This is a genomic window from Streptomyces sp. NPDC033165, from assembly GCF_055577965.1.
Map to the genome: position 1 here is coordinate 181,872 of NZ_JBVIPK010000003.1, position 16,991 is coordinate 198,862.

16 protein-coding genes and 1 pseudogene are annotated in these 16,991 nt (G+C 71.0%); 4 read left to right on the forward strand and 13 right to left on the reverse strand.

Translation table 11 applies throughout. The features are described 5' to 3' along the window. Positions 1 to 242: 242 nt before the first annotated feature. From ACZ5WC_RS08565 to ACZ5WC_RS08575, 3 genes are all read right to left on the reverse strand, one after another. Positions 243 to 2,672 (reverse strand): sodium-translocating pyrophosphatase, encoded by a 2,430-nt coding sequence (locus ACZ5WC_RS08565; protein ID WP_468540110.1) that lies wholly within the window; start codon positions 2,670 to 2,672, stop codon positions 243 to 245. Between the two features lie 255 nt (positions 2,673 to 2,927). Continuing rightward, positions 2,928 to 3,398 carry an ATP-binding protein gene (locus ACZ5WC_RS08570; protein ID WP_468540111.1) on the reverse strand — a complete coding sequence of 157 codons (471 nt, stop codon included), beginning with the start codon at positions 3,396 to 3,398 and terminating at the stop codon, positions 2,928 to 2,930. 199 nt (positions 3,399 to 3,597) lie between these two features. Then, positions 3,598 to 3,951: an STAS domain-containing protein gene (locus ACZ5WC_RS08575; protein WP_003967428.1), complete on the reverse strand. Its 354-nt coding sequence runs from the start codon at positions 3,949 to 3,951 to the stop codon at positions 3,598 to 3,600. Between the two features lie 79 nt (positions 3,952 to 4,030). Here ACZ5WC_RS08575 and ACZ5WC_RS08580 point away from each other — a divergent pair, with 79 nt between their 5' ends. Further along, complete coding sequence (locus ACZ5WC_RS08580) at positions 4,031 to 6,514, forward strand: DEAD/DEAH box helicase (RefSeq protein ID WP_468540112.1); 2,484 nt, start codon at positions 4,031 to 4,033, stop codon at positions 6,512 to 6,514. Positions 6,515 to 6,591: 77 nt separating this feature from the next. Here the strand turns inward: ACZ5WC_RS08580 and ACZ5WC_RS08585 are convergent, their stop codons facing one another. Continuing rightward, positions 6,592 to 7,014, reverse strand: a complete 423-nt coding sequence (locus ACZ5WC_RS08585) for a TlpA family protein disulfide reductase (RefSeq protein WP_468540113.1) — start codon at positions 7,012 to 7,014, stop codon at positions 6,592 to 6,594. Between the two features lie 256 nt (positions 7,015 to 7,270). Continuing rightward, positions 7,271 to 7,777 carry an RICIN domain-containing protein gene (locus ACZ5WC_RS08590; protein WP_468540114.1) on the reverse strand — a complete coding sequence of 169 codons (507 nt, stop codon included), beginning with the start codon at positions 7,775 to 7,777 and terminating at the stop codon, positions 7,271 to 7,273. 246 nt (positions 7,778 to 8,023) lie between these two features. Here ACZ5WC_RS08590 and ACZ5WC_RS08595 point away from each other — a divergent pair, with 246 nt between their 5' ends. Then, entirely contained in the window at positions 8,024 to 8,458 is a 435-nt protein-coding gene (locus ACZ5WC_RS08595; RefSeq protein WP_468540115.1) for a DUF3515 family protein, read from the forward strand. A 46-nt stretch (positions 8,459 to 8,504) separates the two neighbouring features. On the opposite strand, the gene ACZ5WC_RS08600 is transcribed toward ACZ5WC_RS08595, so the two are convergent. Continuing rightward, positions 8,505 to 8,852, reverse strand: coding sequence for a helix-turn-helix domain-containing protein (locus tag ACZ5WC_RS08600; RefSeq protein WP_468540535.1), 348 nt, complete (start codon positions 8,850 to 8,852; stop codon positions 8,505 to 8,507). A gap of 372 nt (positions 8,853 to 9,224) precedes the next feature. On the opposite strand from ACZ5WC_RS08600, the gene ACZ5WC_RS08605 reads away from it, so the two are divergent. Continuing rightward, positions 9,225 to 10,442 carry a hypothetical protein gene (locus ACZ5WC_RS08605; protein WP_468540116.1) on the forward strand — a complete coding sequence of 406 codons (1,218 nt, stop codon included), beginning with the start codon at positions 9,225 to 9,227 and terminating at the stop codon, positions 10,440 to 10,442. A 102-nt stretch (positions 10,443 to 10,544) separates the two neighbouring features. Next, positions 10,545 to 11,006: a hypothetical protein gene (locus tag ACZ5WC_RS08610; RefSeq protein ID WP_468540117.1), complete on the forward strand. Its 462-nt coding sequence runs from the start codon at positions 10,545 to 10,547 to the stop codon at positions 11,004 to 11,006. Positions 11,007 to 11,090: 84 nt separating this feature from the next. Here ACZ5WC_RS08610 and ACZ5WC_RS08615 read toward each other — a convergent pair. The 7 genes and pseudogenes from ACZ5WC_RS08615 to ssd all read right to left on the reverse strand — a co-directional run. Further along, a pseudogene (locus tag ACZ5WC_RS08615) lies at positions 11,091 to 11,753 on the reverse strand (Rv3654c family TadE-like protein); the annotation flags it as partial. Next, on the reverse strand, positions 11,750 to 12,142 hold the full coding sequence (locus ACZ5WC_RS08620; RefSeq protein ID WP_468540118.1) for a TadE family type IV pilus minor pilin: 393 nt from the start codon (positions 12,140 to 12,142) through the stop codon (positions 11,750 to 11,752). The pseudogene ACZ5WC_RS08615 and the gene ACZ5WC_RS08620, both read right to left, overlap by 4 nt. Positions 12,143 to 12,233: 91 nt before the next feature. Further along, on the reverse strand, positions 12,234 to 12,500 hold the full coding sequence (locus ACZ5WC_RS08625; RefSeq protein WP_468540119.1) for a DUF4244 domain-containing protein: 267 nt from the start codon (positions 12,498 to 12,500) through the stop codon (positions 12,234 to 12,236). A 245-nt stretch (positions 12,501 to 12,745) separates the two neighbouring features. Then, complete coding sequence (locus ACZ5WC_RS08630) at positions 12,746 to 13,573, reverse strand: type II secretion system F family protein (RefSeq protein ID WP_468540120.1); 828 nt, start codon at positions 13,571 to 13,573, stop codon at positions 12,746 to 12,748. Positions 13,574 to 13,608: 35 nt separating this feature from the next. Beyond that, positions 13,609 to 14,517 (reverse strand): type II secretion system F family protein, encoded by a 909-nt coding sequence (locus tag ACZ5WC_RS08635; RefSeq protein WP_468540121.1) that lies wholly within the window; start codon positions 14,515 to 14,517, stop codon positions 13,609 to 13,611. Positions 14,518 to 14,546: 29 nt separating this feature from the next. Beyond that, positions 14,547 to 15,695 carry a TadA family conjugal transfer-associated ATPase gene (locus ACZ5WC_RS08640; RefSeq protein ID WP_468540122.1) on the reverse strand — a complete coding sequence of 383 codons (1,149 nt, stop codon included), beginning with the start codon at positions 15,693 to 15,695 and terminating at the stop codon, positions 14,547 to 14,549. Continuing rightward, a complete protein-coding gene (ssd, locus tag ACZ5WC_RS08645) occupies positions 15,692 to 16,828 on the reverse strand; it encodes a septum site-determining protein Ssd (RefSeq protein WP_468540123.1) in 1,137 nt (378 codons plus the stop codon). The genes ACZ5WC_RS08640 and ssd overlap by 4 nt, the downstream gene beginning before the upstream one ends. Positions 16,829 to 16,991 lie beyond the last annotated feature (163 nt).

The following is a 16,991-nucleotide window of genomic DNA, read 5'->3' on the forward strand; positions in this document are numbered from 1 at the left end:
GGGACGACAACCGGGTGACGGTCATCCGATGTGCACGCTTTTGAAGCCATTTGCACCAAGGGGAATGAGGGAGACGCCACTCGGCCCGAGATTCGGACACACGATCGGGAACGTACGGCACCGGGCGAGGCCTCCCACGCGGAGGGGCGGGCGGCGCATCCGCCTGCGCCGCCCGCCCCCGCCCCGGTCGCTCGCCACCCCACGTCACCCGGACGTAGGGCCGACGCGCCCGTCCGTACGGCTCACGGGGCCGCCGCGGGGTCCGGGGCCGGGACCGAGGGGCCGCCGTCGCCCGGAGCCTCGCCATCACCCACGGCGATCCCGCGCCGCTTGGAGACGTAGACCGCCCCGACGATGATCACGATGGCGACGACGGCCACCAGCGCCCGCACCCAGGGACTCGCGTCCACTCCGTAGCTGAACTGCACGATCGCCGGAGCGATGAGCAGGGCGACCAGGTTCATCACCTTGAGGAGCGGGTTGATCGCCGGGCCCGCCGTGTCCTTGAACGGGTCGCCGACCGTGTCGCCGATGACGGTCGCGGCATGGGCCTCGCTGCCCTTGCCGCCGTGGTGGCCGTCCTCGACGAGCTTCTTGGCGTTGTCCCAGGCTCCGCCGGAGTTGGCGAGGAACACCGCCATCAGCGTCCCGGTGCCGATGGCGCCCGCGAGGTACGAGCCGAGCGCGCCGACGCCGAGGCTGAACCCGACCGCGATCGGCGCCAGCACCGCGAGCAGCCCGGGCGTGGCCAGCTCGCGCAGGGCGTCCCGGGTGCAGATGTCGACGACGCGCCCGTACTCCGGCTTCTCCGAGTAGTCCATGATCCCGGGGTGCTCGCGGAACTGCCGCCGGACCTCGTAGACCACGGACCCGGCGGACCGGGAGACGGCGTTGATGGCGAGCCCGGAGAACAGGAAGACGACCGCGGCGCCCAGGACCAGGCCGACGAGGTTGTTGGGCTGCGAGATGTCCAGGCTCAGCCCCAGCTCGCCCGCTCCGGCCCCGACCTCCGCGACGGCCGTGGCGATGGCGTCGCGGTAGGAGCCGAAGAGCGCGGCCGCCGCGAGGACGGCGGTGGCGATGGCGATGCCCTTGGTGATGGCCTTGGTCGTGTTGCCCACCGCGTCCAGGTCGGTGAGCACCTGCGCCCCGGCCCCGGTAACGTCCCCGGACATCTCGGCGATGCCCTGGGCGTTGTCGGAGACCGGCCCGAAGGTGTCCATGGCGACGATGACCCCGACGGTGGTGAGGAGCCCCGTCCCGGCGAGGGCCACCGCGAAGAGCGCCAGCATGATCGACGTACCGCCCAGCAGGAACGCCCCGTAGACGCCGAGGCTGATCAGCAGCGCGGTGTAGACGGCCGACTCCAGGCCGATGGAGATGCCCGCGAGCACCACGGTGGCCGGTCCGGTCAGCGAGGACTTCCCGATGTCCTGGACGGGGCGGCGGTTGGTCTCGGTGAAGTAGCCGGTGAGCTGCTGGATGAGCGCGGCCAGCACGATGCCGATGGCGACCGCGACCAGGGCGAAGACCCTCGGGTCGCCGCCGTGCCCGATGATCGCCTCGTCGGTGACCCCGTCCAGTTCGGCGTACGAGGACGGCAGATAGGCGAAGGCGGCGACGGCCACCAGGGCGAGCGAGATCACCGCGGAGATGAAGAAGCCGCGGTTGATCGCGGTCATCCCGCTGCGGTCGGTGCGGCGCGGGGCGACCGCGAAGATCCCGATCATCGCGGTGACGACACCGATCGCCGGAACCATCAGAGGGAAGGCGAGTCCGGAGTCGCCGAACGCGGCGGTCCCGAGGATGAGCGCGGCGACGAGCGTGACGGCGTACGACTCGAAGAGGTCGGCGGCCATGCCCGCACAGTCGCCGACGTTGTCGCCGACGTTGTCGGCGATGGTCGCGGCGTTGCGCGGGTCGTCCTCCGGGATGCCCTGCTCGACCTTGCCGACGAGGTCGGCGCCCACGTCGGCGGCCTTCGTGAAGATCCCGCCACCGACCCTCATGAACATGGCGATCAGCGCCGCGCCGAGGCCGAAGCCCTCCAGCACCTTGGGCGCGTCGGCGGCGTAGACGAGCACCACGCAGGAGGCCCCGAGCAGGCCGAGCCCCACCGTGATCATTCCGACCACGCCACCGGTACGGAAAGCGATCTTCATCGCTTTGTGCGAGACGGCGGTGAGATCCTTTTCCGGTTCGCCTTCCGCGGGAGTCGCTTCCCGCGCGGCCGCGGCCACTCGCACATTGCTCCGTACGGCGAGCCGCATGCCGATGTATCCGGTCGCCGCCGAGAAAAGCGCGCCCACCAGGAAGAACAGCGAACGCCCCGCGCGCTGCGACCAGTTGTCGGCCGGCAGCAGAAACAGCAGGAAGAACACGACGACGGAGAAAACGCCGACCGTGCGCAGCTGCCGGGCCAGATAGGCGTTGGCGCCCTCCTGGACCGCCGCGGCGATCTCCTTCATGCGTTCGGTGCCCTCACCGGCGGCCAGGACCTGGCGTACGAGCAGTTGGGCGACGACCAGCGCGGCGACGGCGACGGCCGCCACCACGATGATGATCAGCCGGTTGTCGCCGGTGAGTACCGCCGCCGCGAGGGAGACGGATCGGTCGGAAAATGCGGATTCTTGCGTCAGTGCTGCCATTGGGGTGGTGAGGAACTCCGCCATACGTCCTCCTTGACGCTCAGCGCTCAAGACGTGGACGGATTGTAGGGAGCGGAACCTGATCAAAACAGTGGGCGGGAAGAGAATTGATCGCTCTCCCCCCAACGCCGAAAGATCAACGGAGGGATCCTGCTCGAATGCAGTAATGGAGCAAGCGCATTACGCGAAGAGGCTCAAGAAAAAAGGCCCTGCTCAGCAGGGCCTCGGAAAACTGAACACCGCCCGCGGGTCTCCGCCGGGCAAAGGGCTTCGGTTCCCTCAGGGACGCGCCACCGCATCGGCCGTCGGCCAGCTCATGCGGATCACCCCGCCGGCCGCACCGGAGCGGACCTCCACATCGTCGACGAGGCCGCTGATGACCGCGAGGCCCATCTCGTCCTCGCCTTCACCGTCGGTCTCGGGATCGGGCTCGTCCAGCCCCGCCCCGGACCCACCGGCGCCGCTGCGTGCTTTGGACGTGGCGGAGTCGCTGCCGGGGCCGGGAACGCTGTCCCCGACCTCGATGGAGAACGCCTTCTCGTCCTCGGTCAGCGCGACGCTGACCGGATCGGTGATGCCGTGGCTACGGTGCAGCCCCACGGCACGGCTGCACGCCTCGCCGACGGCGAGCCTGACCTCGTCGAGCACCGCCTCGTCGACGCCGGCCCGGCGCGCCACGGCGGCCGCCACCAGGCGGGCCGTCCTGACATGTTCAGGCTGGGCGCTGAAGCGGAGTTCAACGGTGGCCATGCCATCCCCCTCGAACGTTCGAGCGTACGCCTCAGGGGCCCCGGGCTTGTGGCCCGGCACCCCTGCTCTCCTCTTCCGGAAGCCGACAAGGCCGACAGCCGACCCGAAGGTCGACCGCCCGCCCGTCGCGGCCCATGCGCTGCCGCTGCCGGCCTGTTCGCCGCCTGCCGACCGGCCCGGGGGCCGGTCCGCTCCGACCTCAGTCGGTGGCGGCGACAGCCTCGTCGACCGTGGTGTGAATCGGGAACACCTTGGTCAGACCTGTGATCCGGAAGATCTTGAGAATGCGCTCCTGGTTGCAGACCAGGCGCAACGAGCCCTCATGGGCCCGGACACGCTTCAAGCCACCCACGAGCACGCCGAGGCCGGTGGAGTCGAGGAAGTCGACACCTTCCATGTCGACAACCAGGTGGTAGCTGCCGTCATTCACCAACTCGACCAACTGCTCGCGCAGCTTGGGCGCGGTATACACATCAATCTCGCCACCGACCTCGACGACCGTACGGTCGCCACCAGGGCCGGACACATTGCGAGTCGACAAGGACAGGTCCACGGATCCTCCAGCACCTTGCTATCGAGCGGTCGCCCCTCAGTCTCCCCGACGGAGGCCAGGGGACGGATCGCCAGCCGCGATGGCATTCAATCACTTACCAGCAGCCATGCACGACGCCTTGGGAGCATTGTCCGTCACGCCAGTGACACACTCGGTGCCGATGGCCAAGAATCACCGTCCCGGACGACCACCCGAGAGTGGGGACTCGCGCCCCTCTCCCGCCATGATCCTCGACCGGCTCGCCACAGGGGCGGGCCGGGCCGCGCGCATCACTCATACGGAGCACCTGCCCCCACGATCGGGAACCCATGCCATCTGGCCGGATCGCATCCGGCCAGAAGTGATCTCGGCGATCGAAAAAGCCGGAATCGACCATCCATGGGCGCATCAGGCGACCGCCGCCGAGCACGCGCTGGACGGCGAGTCCGTCGTGATCGCCACCGGCACGGCCTCCGGGAAGTCCCTCGCGTACCTCGCACCGGTCCTCAGCACCCTCCTGGACGGCTCCGAGGCCCCGAACGGCCGCGGCGCCACCGCCCTGTACCTCGCCCCCACCAAGGCCCTGGCAGCGGATCAGCGGCGCTCGGTGAAGGCCCTGGCGGCTCCGCTCGGCAATGCCGTCCGGCCCGCGGTCTACGACGGCGACACCCCGGTCGAGGAACGCGAGTGGGTTCGCCAGTACGCGAACTACGTCCTGACCAACCCCGACATGCTGCACCGCGGAATACTGCCCTCCCACCCCCGCTGGTCCTCCTTCCTGCGCGCCCTGCGGTACGTCGTGATCGACGAGTGCCACACCTACCGGGGCGTCTTCGGCTCGCACGTCGCCCAGGTCCTGCGCCGTCTGCGCCGCCTGTGCGCCCGCTACGGGGCGGATCCGGTCTTCCTCCTCGCCTCGGCCACCGCGGCCGACCCCGCGGTGGCCGCAGGGCGCCTCACGGGCCTGCCGGTCCGTGAGGTGTCCGACGACGCGTCCCCGCGCGGCGAGCTGGTCTTCGCCCTCTGGGAGCCCCCGCTGACCGACCTGCACGGCGAGAAGGGCGCCCCCGTACGCCGTACCGCGACGGCCGAGACCGCCGACCTGCTCACCGATCTGACCGTCCAGGGCGTCCGCTCGGTCGCCTTCGTACGCTCCCGGCGCGGCGCCGAACTGATCTCGGTGATCGCCAAGGAGCGCCTCGCGGAGGTGGACCGCTCACTGCCGCAGCGGATCGCCGCCTACCGGGGCGGTTACCTCCCCGAGGAGCGCCGGGCCCTGGAGAGGGCGCTGCACTCCGGCGAACTGCTCGGACTGGCCGCCACCACCGCCCTGGAGCTCGGCATCGACGTCTCCGGCCTCGACGCGGTCGTCATCTCCGGCTACCCGGGCACCCGGGCCTCCCTCTGGCAGCAGGCGGGCCGCGCCGGCCGCTCGGGCCAGGGCGCCCTCGCCGTCCTGGTGGCCCGGGACGATCCGCTGGACACCTACCTGGTGCACCACCCCGAGGCGCTGTTCCAACAGCCCGTGGAGTCGACCGTGCTGGACCCGGACAACCCCTACGTCCTCGCCCCCCATCTGTGTGCGGCGGCCGCCGAACTACCCCTCACCGAAGCCGACATCGCGCTCTTCGGACCCGCCGTGCCCGAACTGCTCCCGCAGCTGGAGGCGGCGAAGCTGCTGCGCAAGCGGGCATCGGGCTGGCACTGGACGCGCCGCGAACGAGCCGCCGACCTCGCCGACATCCGGGGCGGGGGCGGCCGCCCCGTCCAGATCGTCGAGGAGGGCACCGGACGCCTGCTGGGCACCGTCGACGCGGCCGCCGCCCACACCACCGTCCACGAGGGCGCCGTCCATCTCCACCAGGGCCGCACCCACCTGGTCCGGAAACTGGACCTGGAGGACTCCGTCGCCCTGGTCGAGCAGGCCGACCCGCCGTACTCCACCGTCGCCCGCGACACCACGGCCATCAGCGTCCTGGAGACCGACACCGAGGTCCCCTGGGGTCAGGGGCGGCTCTGTTACGGGTCCGTCGAGGTCACCAACCAGGTCGTCTCCTTCCTCCGCCGCAAACTGATCACCGGCGAGGTCCTGGGCGAGACCAAGCTCGACCTGCCGCCCCGGACCCTGCGCACCCGAGCCGTCTGGTGGACCATCACCGAGGACCAGCTCGACGCCGCCCGGATCAACCCGGAGATCCTCGGCGGCGCCCTCCACGCCGCCGAACACGCCTCGATCGGCCTACTGCCCCTCTTCGCCACCTGCGACCGGTGGGACATCGGCGGCGTATCGGTACCGCTCCACCCGGACACCCTGCTGCCGACGGTCTTCGTGTACGACGGCCACCCGGGCGGCGCCGGGTTCGCCGAGCGCGCCTTCCACACCGCCCGTACGTGGCTGACGGCGACCCGTGAAGCCATCGCCTCCTGCGAGTGCGAGGCGGGCTGCCCCTCCTGCATCCAGTCCCCCAAGTGCGGCAACGGCAACGACCCCCTGCACAAACGCGGCGCCGTACGCCTCCTCACCGAACTCCTCCGAGCAGCACCCCCGGAGCCGCCGGCCGGACAGACTGACGGGCAGGCCTGACAGAGGTCTGGCAGAGGTCTGGGGGAAGACTGACGGACAGGTCTGAACGGACAGGCTTGGCGGCGAGGTCTGACGAGTCAGGACGGGAGCAGCGGCCTGACGAGGCGCTTCAGCTCCGCTTCACCGATCGCCCCGATCCGTGCCGCCGCGATCCGCCCCTCCGGGTCGACGATGATCGTGAACGGATAGCCGGTGGTGTTGACGACGCCCTTCGGCAGCCGGAGAAGCTGCCGCCCCTGCGGGTCGTGCAGGCTCGGATACACGAGCCCCGCGTCCCTCTCGAAGGAGCGCGCCGCCCCGACCGAAACGTCCGCGTTGACCCCCACCACCCGCAGGCCCTTTCCCTGCAACTCCTCGTGCACTCGGGAGAGCCCCGGAGCTTCCGCGCGACAAGGGCCACACCACGACGCCCACGCGTTGACCACGACGACCTTGCCCCGCAGCCCCCTCAGGCTGACCTGCCCGTCACCATCCACACGCTCCCCGGACAGCTCGGGCATCGCGACCCGGTCGGCTGGGACATAGGACTTGAGCGGCCCGGGCCTGCGGACGTCGTCCGCCGGCGGCGGGGGTGTCGAGCACCCCGCCAGCGCAGCGAGCAGAAGGGCCGCCGCAATTGAGGCTCTAAGCGTCTTCACACTCGCCGATGATGCCACCGCCTCCCGCATGGCCCGCACGCGGGAGGAGCTGAATACGCCGGTCCGGACCTGGGAGAAGTCCGAGCCCCGGATCGAAAAGGGGCGTCGGGCAGTTCCGTCAGGACAGGCCCCATTCCTGGCGCCCGCGGGCCTTGTTCGATCCGCTGCTCTTCTCCAGATACGGGTGTGAGCCCGCCTTCGTGGACTTCGAGGCGATGACCTTGCCCTTCGACTTGTTGTAGATCTTCGAGCCGCTGAGCGCCCACTGGTGGCTCTTCTTCGCCGAGTTGCAGGTGCTCTGCACCAGACGGCTCTTGGCGCCGACGGCCAGGCACTTCCCGGACTTGTCGTTCTTGATGGTGAACACCGACTTGTTCTTGGAAACTCGCTTCAGCGTCCACCGCTGCGTCTTGTAGGCCTTGGCGCACTTGGCAAGGACCAGTCGCGCGTTGTTCTTCTTGCTGCCGCCCATCGACAGGCACTTGCCCGGCGCCCACACTCGCTCCAGCCGCGTGTGCGCGTACGGGTTCTTCGCCTGCGGGGCCGCCTGGGCGGGCGTCGAAAGCAGCGTCAACGACCCTGCGGCGACTGCGGCCAGCACGAGCGAACTGGTTGATTTGTGCATCGAGGTCCCCCTCCACGAGGAAACAAAGGCTGAGCGCCCGAACCTAGAAGTGAACTCCTCTGTCCACCACGTCTCTTGGGGAGGTGTCCAAAAGTGCATTGCCCCAAAGGGCAATACGCGCGCCCCTCATTCCCTCTACTTCACCCCATGCCATAACGTGTCGCCCGACCATCTCCCTCTCGCCGGGAAGACGAACCGTTGAGCATGCCCAGCAAACGCACAACCCTTCCTCTGGCGGCTGCAGTCGTGGCCGTCGCCGCCGCGCTGGCGTTCGTCGTGACCAAGGAGCCCTACTACGACATCCAGCCGGGTGCCGAGGCCGCCAACCCCCAGTGCGGGCGCATCACGGAGAGCGCTCCCGGCAAGCTGGCAGGGCACGCACACCACGCCACCGAGCTGCCCGGAGTCGCCGTCTGGGGAGACAGCGAGATCATTCTCCGCTGCGGCGTACCCGAACTCGGCCCCACCACAGACCCCTGTTTCGCCGCCGACGGCGTCGACTGGGTCATCGACAGCGCGCGGTCAACCGACACCAGCAAGGTGATCACCACCTACGGCCGCACCCCGGCCACCGAGGTCACTGTCACCCAGTCCCTCAAGGCGCCCGACGAGGTGCTCGTCGAGCTCTCGGCCCTGATCTCGCCGATCAAGCAGACCGCGCAGTGCGTCCAGCCGGACTGATCAGCCTTGCGCCCACACCTGGCACGGCGCGGGCGCAAGACCCTCATCAGGCGGCAGCATGCCCCCGATGGCGGCCGGAAACCTTCGCCGGGTGCCGCGTGCACGACGGATCGGAACACAGCACGTCGTGCGCCAGAACCGACACGATCGCGGCCTGCGTCCGCGTCTCCTGCCCGATCTTGCCCACGATGTTCGCTATGTGCGCCTTCACCGTTCGCTCCGCGATACCCAGCTCCTGAGCCAACTGTCTGTTGCTCAGGCCCATACCGAGCAGCAGAAGGACTTCCTTCTCCCGGCCGGTAAGGCTCTCCAACCGCCATGCACCGCTCCTGGGATCACGTCCCGTGCGCAGGTATGGACAGGTCGCGTCTCCCGCCTCGGACCGTGTGGTCATTCCGGTCCTTCCTGATCCCCGTCCCTTCCAGCAGACCCCCGTGGCCTGGTGGCAACGGAGACCGACTATCAGAGTACCGCCCGCTCTGGCGTAAACACGGTCGACACGAGATCCACAAGTCCGGTTCACACACGCCGCATTGCCCTTTGGGGAGGGTCCCTTTCGGGTCATGCCTGAAGGGACAATGTCGCCCGCCCACCCGCCTCCATAACCTCGTTGAGGATCACGTGCCACCAACCCTGCGGGAGCCCAGACAAGCCGGTCACCGACCCCGAGGGCCGCTTCCACATGTGCAACTCGCCTTCCCTGTACGGCGACCGAGGCGGCAAGGCGCGCGATATCCACCTGACACGAGAGGAAGATCACCCTCCCATGCCCATACAGGCACGGCTCCGCACCGGCATCCTCACGGCCACCGGAGCGTCCCTCCTCATCGGCAGCCTCACCGCCGCGGCACCCGCCCCGGTCCAGCCGAGGGCTGCCGCCTCTTCCGCCGAAGCCGTCTTCGTCCTCGACGCCGACAGCGGAAGGTTCGGTGCCACGAGGGCCCTTCGGAGCGCCCGGGGCGGCAGCAGCATCCAGACCGTCAAGAACTACATCGGGACCGCCACGGATACCCAGGTTCTCACCCTCGGTAACCAGCGGGCGGTCGCCGACAACACCCTCGCTTCCTCGCCCAACAAGGCAGAGCGCGCTGCCTGGGCCGCCTCGTCCACGTTCGTCGACCTGTCCTGGCCGGATCTCGGCGCCACCCGTTACACGGTGTACCGCGACGGCATCGAGATCGGTGAGGCGACCGGTCACAGCCTCCGTGACACCGCCGTCACCCCGGGCTCCGAGGTCTCGTACACCGTCGTCGGGGAAACCAAGGGAGGCGTCGGCCACACCTGGGGGCTGAACGCCACCGTGCCCACCGACGACGACCCCGCCACGCTCGCCGCCACCGCGCGGCAGATCGAGGCCAAGGCGAAGAAGTACTCCAAGACCACCGTGGTCTGGCGGTCTTTCATCCGCCAGAAGTGGGCCACCGTGCCGAAGAAGCTCAGCTCGGTCTCCGGCTGCAAGTACACCTCCGGCTACAAGTACGCCGGTGACAACCGCGGGTACTCCAAGAAGATCACCGGGCCCGCCTTCCGGGCCGGGGTCCGGGGTGTCATCCACTGGAACAAGTCCTCGTACGACCTGTTCCCCAAGACGGGATGGACCAAGGTCTACAAGGCCAAGTCCGGGAAGTTCGTCGCCAAGCGCAAGGCCAGTACGAAGAAGATCGACTTCCGTGCGATGACGAAGCACAACGGAAAGACCCGTGCCGTACGCGGCACGATCGAGGCCACCGACCCGTTCTGCCCCTCGTCCGGGCTCCGCCGAGCCGGGGTCGGGGCCACCTTCGACATGCGCCTGGCCCGCAACGGCGACTTCTACGCCACCGGCAAGTACCGCAAGGCGCCGGATCACGAGCTGTACCTGTTCGGCCACCGAGGTAAGAAGCACTCCACCAAGGTCGTGCACCGGTCGAAGGGTGGCAGCCTTCTGTGCCTGTCCCAGCCGATGTGCGAGCGCGGCACCATCGGAAACAGCGGCGGTTACTGACCCCACCGGCCCACCCCCACCCCACAACCCCAACGGAAGACCCCGGTGGGACGATGAAGCGGGACAGGACGCCACCCGGCGTCCTGTTCGAAAGGGGTAGACGTGACTGTCACTTTGCGTGGCGCTCTCTCGTACGCGCTGACCGTAACCGTCGTGTCCTGGCTGGTCGGACTGGGCGTCGAGCTCGTACTGCTGGTCCTCTCCGACGGGCACGACGACTGGAGTGCCGGGAGAGCGGCGGACCCGTGGGAGTTGGTCTTCCCGGTCGCCGCCGTCGTGGCCCTGACCTCCGCCCGCCGCTTCCTGCAGCCCCTTCCGCGCTGGCGTGTGATCGTGACCGACGGACTCCTCTACACAGCCGTCCTGTTGCTGTGTGGAGGAGTCACCGCATGGGCCGCCGGGGACGAAGTACCGGTCGACAGCGCGTTCGTGACCGGCATCTTCGCTCTCTTCAGCCTCCAGCTCCCCGCAGCGTGGGGGCTGTCGGGCTGGCGCTCGGGGAACCTGGAGGTCGTGGTCGCACCGGCGCTCACGGCGGAGCAGCCGAGCCGTCCCACCGGATGACGCCGTGAGAAGGCTCGCGGCCGAATCGACGCGGGCGAACCTGCCGACCATCACCGCGTCGAGAGCAACCGGAGGACCTGCCCGGGCCCGGACAGCGGGCTTGTAGGGCCCGAAGCCCGACCGGGCGACCACATCGGCGATTTCCCCGTGCACCGCGCAGCGGACGAGCACGGCGTTCTGTGCCAGGGCCACCCTCCGGGCCGCCCCGCAGGCGGCCTCCACGCCCTCCAGCGCCCGATCCGCAGCGGCGAGGGCCGCCAAATCCGCTGCACCGCCCGCCTGGTGACGTGCGGCCACGGCCTGCCCCAGGGCGAGTACGAGTGCGAACACCGTGCACAGGGTCGCTGTGGTCACAGCCACCCACACCGTCGCCATCCCTCGATCCCTCCTCTGCGACCGCACCCCATCCGGCCACCCGCCCCGGGGCCTCGTCCAACGCCGGGCCAGGAGCCGGAACTGGGCCCCCCGAAGCGGAGCGTGGCACCGAACCGGGCCCCGGCTCCGACGCCTGAACCCGCTCCCGTGCCAGCACGGGCGCCAGCTCGGGAGCGGGCCACGACGCCGGCAGCGGTCGCGGGCCCGGCCCAGAACCCAGCCGCGCTCCCGGCCCAGACTCCAGCCGCGGCCCCGGGCGTCGTCGCGGTCACAACCCTGGGCCAGGATCGGGCCAGTCCCCCGGCCCGGGCCCCGCGCCTTGCCCCGGCAGCGCAGCCACCACCCCCGGACCTTGACGTACGTCGTCTTCATGGCCCAGCACTCCCCACCGTGTCCTCGGCCAGGGCAGCCGCCTCGGCACGCAGCGTGAGAGCCAACGCGCCCGGGCCCGGGGTCGGCGCCTCCACCCGGACGCGCCACAGGTCTCCCGCCCTCGACACCTCGACGCGGGCTCCGCCGGGCGCAGCGTCCCGCGCGGCTGCCAGCACCGCCGCCTCCGGCTCCGAACGTGCCGCGGCCCGCGCCCCCGCCCGCGCCGCGTCCACGCACCGGATCTGGTCCGAGGCCGCCACCAGCGCCCAGAGCAGCGCCATAGCGAAGGCCACCAGCACCGGGATCACCACGGCCGCCTCGGCGGTCACCGCCCCACGATCCCGGCGCCTGGAGGAGGTCAGGCTCCGAACGACGCTCCTGTCGCACATCCGTTCCGGGCTCCGCCGCCCGGCCCCCTTTCGCCCCTCGCACCGGTGCCGTTCTCCGGCGGTGGCCCCACGGCCGCATCCGGCCCCGCCCTCAGAACTTCGCACCGAGCGCGTCCTCGACCAGGGACTGCATGGCCGACAGCACCGGCCCGCTGTTGACCACCTTGTAGAGCACCGCGGCGAAGGCGCATGCCGCGATGGTCCCCACCGCGTATTCGGATGTGGTCATCCCGCGATCCGACCGGCCGAGCCTCCCCGACCACCGTGCGGTCCACTTCGTCTGCCGGTCCGACAGCCACATCGACGGCCGCGTTCGACACAGTGCGCCGACGGCCCGGTCCCAGAACTTCGTTTCCATTTCATCCCCCGATGAGCATCGATATCGAGTGGGTGCCCGAACGGAACACCCATGAGTGATGGCTGAGCTGACAGGCCGAGGCTTCGCTGGTGACAACCAAGCCGTGAACCGAGTCACGCGTTGGCCCACCGACCTCCCGGGCCACCGACCCACCGGCCCCGCAGGACCCGTGGGCACTGCTGGCCCTGTGGGCCCCACCGGCCCCGCATGACCGCAGGACCGCGGAGCGACCGAGCCGGATCTCCCTAACCGGCCCCGAGCAGTCCGCCTGCCAGCCCGATGATCACCGGCGCCACCCCGACCGCCAGGAAGGCCGGGAGGAAGCAGAGCCCGACCGGTGCGGTGATCAGCACCCCGGCCCGTTGCGCCCGGGCCACGGCCGCATCGGCCCGCTCGGCCCGCATCGCCCTGGCGAGTGCGGCGACCGGCTCAGCGGCCGGCGCACCTGTCGATCCGGCCCGGTGCAGACAGCGGGCCAGCGAAACCGCACCCGGTATCTCCCCGAGGCGGCTCCACGCCTCGGCCGGTTCGCCACCGAGGCGGATCTCGGCGGCGGTACGGGCGAGCCGGTCGCCGACCGGGCCGCCGATGGATTCGCCGACCGCCTCCGCCGCCTCCCGGGGGCCTGCCCCGACAGCGATACAGGCCGCCAGCAGATCCGCGGCGAGCGGAAGCTGCCCGGCGATCACGGCTTGCTCCTGGTGAGCCCGGCCCGAACGTTGGCGGGTCCGGCTCCACCACCAACGCCACATCCCGTACGCCGCAGCCAAACCGACAGCGCATCCCATCGCGCCGCCCACCAGGATCCATCCGGTCAGCCAGACCCCGGCAGGCGCCGCCCACCGCCCAACACCGCCGCCGTCCCCGATACCCCCGGCACTCCCAGCACTCCCGGCGGGACCGTCCCCGCCGCTCGTCCTGATCGATGCGGTCACCCGGCTCCACCACCCGGCTCGTGCGCCCGGGGCCGTCCCCAGCAACAAGGCGCCCCGTCCGCGAACGGCTCGCTCCCGGCGCCCGACGGCCCACACAAGCCCCGATAGCACTGCCGCACCGAACACTGCCGCCGCCATCCCCAGGCTGTGGAGAACTTCCCCGCCCATCACACTCACGTCGCCTCCCCTCCGCGTACGATCCGGCAGGCCCAGAACAGTCCGGCCGCCTCCAGGAAGCCGCCCACTGCCAGACAGACCAGTCCGACCGGAGAGTGCAGCAGCACACGCAGGGGCTCGGCTCCGAGCGCTGCTCCCAGACCCAGGCCCGCGACCGGGAGCAGCGCCAGGACCACGACGGTCGACCAGGCTCCCGCCAGCTGGGCCCGCAGAGCTTCCCGTCGGCGCCGGTCCTCCCGCAACGCCGTCTCCAAGCGGTCGAGCCCGGTCGCCAAACCGGCCCCACCGTCGACGGCCACCCGCCAGCACGCGGCCATCCCGGACAGCCCTTCAAGCCCCGCCTCTTCCGCCGCCTGCCGCAGCGCCCTCGGCACATCACCCCCGAATCGCGCCGCCGCCAGCACCGCGGCCTCCGCCTCCCCCAGCCACGCACCGGGGCGGGCACTCACCGACGTACCTCCGTCCGCCACACGGTCGCGGCCCGCCGCCTCGCAGTCGCGCAACGCGGCCAGCAACGCCTGCCCCGGCTCCTGACCGGCCCGAAGCTCCCCGACCACGGCTCCGCACAGCGACGCCACCGCGTCCGCCCTGCGCTCCCTCTCCCTCCGTCCGGCCCGACCGCGCAACCACCGCCGCACCACTGGAACCGCCACGGCTCCAGCGACCAAGGGCAGCACCGAGCCGCCCAGCACAGCGAGCAGCACCGCGATCGGAACGCACCACCACTCCCGACGACGCCCGGTCAACTCCCGCAGCCGCTCACAGGCCTTGGGCAGCTCCGTCCACCGGCTCCACGACCGGTGCGGCTCGGGCCGAGCGCCCACGAACAGCACCCGCGCCCGCCGGGCCCCCGGGTCCCGCATCATGGCGAGCCACACCGCAGAACCGGCGCATAGGGCCGCCATGTGGGTCGCCTGGACCGACGTTCCCCCCGTCACAGCACACCACCGACCAGCGACCTCAGCCGCTCCCATCCCCGCTCCGGTACGAAGCCGTCGACGCCCCAGGCCAGTGCGGGGACCGTGACGACCAGCCCCGCCTGGTCCCGGTCCAGAACGTGCACCTCGGCGATCCGCCGTTGCCCCGAGCGGTCCCGCACGAGGTGTACGACCACCGAGAGCGCGGCCGCCAACTGGCTGTGCAGGGCGACCCGGTCGAGACCGGCCGCGGTCCCCAGCGCCTCCAGTCGAGCCGGAACGTGCTCGGCCGCGTTCGCGTGGACCGTGCCGCATCCTCCTTCGTGGCCGGTGTTCAGGGCCGCCAGGAGTTCGAGAACTTCGACGCCCCGCACCTCGCCGACCACCAGCCGGTCGGGGCGCATGCGCAGCGCCTGCCGCACCAGGTCCCGCAGTGTCACCTTCCCTGCCCCTTCCTGGTTGGCGGGGCGGGACTCCAGGCGGACCACGTGCGGGTGATCCGGCCGCAGTTCGGCGGAGTCCTCGGCGAGCACGATCCGCTCGTCCGCCCCGACCGCACCCAGCAGACTGGCGAGGAGAGTGGTCTTGCCCGCCCCCGTCCCTCCGCTGATCAGATACGAGAGCCGGGCCTCGACCAGGCACCGCAGAATCCGGTCGCCGCCCGGCGGGACCGTGCCCGCCTCCACCAACTCCGCGAGCGAGAAGGCCCGCGGCCGCACCACCCGCAGGGAGAGGCAGGTCGAGCCGACCGACACCGGAGGTAGCACGGCGTGCATCCGGGTGCCGTCCGGCAACCGTGCGTCCACCCACGGCCGCGCGTCGTCCAGCCGCCGGCCCGCCACCGCGGCGAGGCGCTGAGCCAGTCGCCGAACCGCCGCCGCGTCCGGGAAGGTGACGCCCGTCAGCTGGAGCCCGCCGCCCCGGTCCACCCACACCCGGTCCGGCGCGGAGACCAGCACATCGGTCACCGCCGGGTCGGCGAGCAGGGGTTCCAGCACTCCCGTGCCGATGAGTTCGCCCCGCAGCTCCGCCGCCGCCCCCAGCACCTCGGCATCGCCCAGCAGCCGCCCCTGGGCCCGCAGAGCGGCCGCCACTCCGGCCGGGGTGGGAGCGGCACCGCTGCGCGCCAGCCGCTGCCGTACGGCGTCGAGCAGCGCCTCGGTCATGACGCGCCTCCCCCGGCCGGACCCGTCGCGGCGCCGGTGTCTCCTGCGGCCGCCGCCTGCTCCCAGAAGGCCGCGCAGAAGCGGGCCAGTGGACCGCGGGCGTTGCCGCCGGGCGGGGTGCCACTGTCCTGGGAGGCGAGAAGCCCTGACTCCAGGGGCAGTTCGCCGATGAGCGGGAGCCCGACGGCCTGGGCCACCCACTGCTCGTCCAGGCCTGCCGCATACGGTCCGCGGGGCACGACGCGCAGGTCGTCCAGCACCATTCCGGCCAGGGAGGCCACACGTTTGGCCGCTGCGACGGCTCGCAGTTCGCCCGGTACCACGAGCAGACCGAGATCGAGCTGAGCCAGGGCTTCCGCGACACCCTCGTCGACCCTTCGCGGCAGATCCACGACGACCACGCCGCCGAGCCGACGGGCGGCGGCCAGCACCGCTCGCATGGCCTGCGGCGGGATCACCACCTCGTCGTCACGGCCCCAGCTCAGCACCCGCAGCCCGTGGAGGGCGGGCAGCGAGTCCTCCAGGGCTCCCCCACCGAGGCGCCCCTTCGAATGGGCGAAATCAGGCCACCGCATACCTTCGCTGCGCTCCCCGCCGAGCAGGACGTCGATCCCGCCACCCAAGGGGTCGGCGTCGATCAGCATCGTGCGCCGCCCCGATCGGGCCGCGCTCACCGCGAGGGCGCAGGCCAGCGTGGACGCGCCGGAGCCGCCCCGTCCGCCCATCACGCCGACCGTGAGCGCGGACTTCCCCACCCCTTCGGCCGCATTGGCGATCTGGTCGACGAGCCAGCCCTCGGAGTCGGGCAGCCGCAGCACGTATTCGGCCCCGATCTCCACCGCACGCCGCCACACGTCCGGGTCGTCCTGGTCCCGCCCGACCAGCATCACCCCCCGCCTGCGGCCGGCGCCCCGGCATCGCACGGCGGCGTCATCCCCCACCAGAACCATCGGAGCCCGCTCCCAGCCACCCCGTCGCCCGGGCGGCCCGTGGTGGACTTCCGGCTCGGCCCCCGCTGCCGCGCACAGCCGCAGCAGGTCGTCGAGCAACTCCACGTCTTCCGTCACGATCAGCGGGCCTCCACGCCGCCCTCCGGCGACCGCCGCCCCTTCTTCCGCCAGGGATCCAGCCACGATCTCCGCCCCCTTCTCACTGCCCCTTCAGTGCGGTTCGCGACGATCTCGGAGCGTTTCCGAGATGCGCGATTCCGGCACCCGCGGACTTCGCGGGTGGAATCAACGTGCAGCACAACGGAAAAGCGTGTGGATCTTGCTGAAAAACTGTGGACAACTTCGA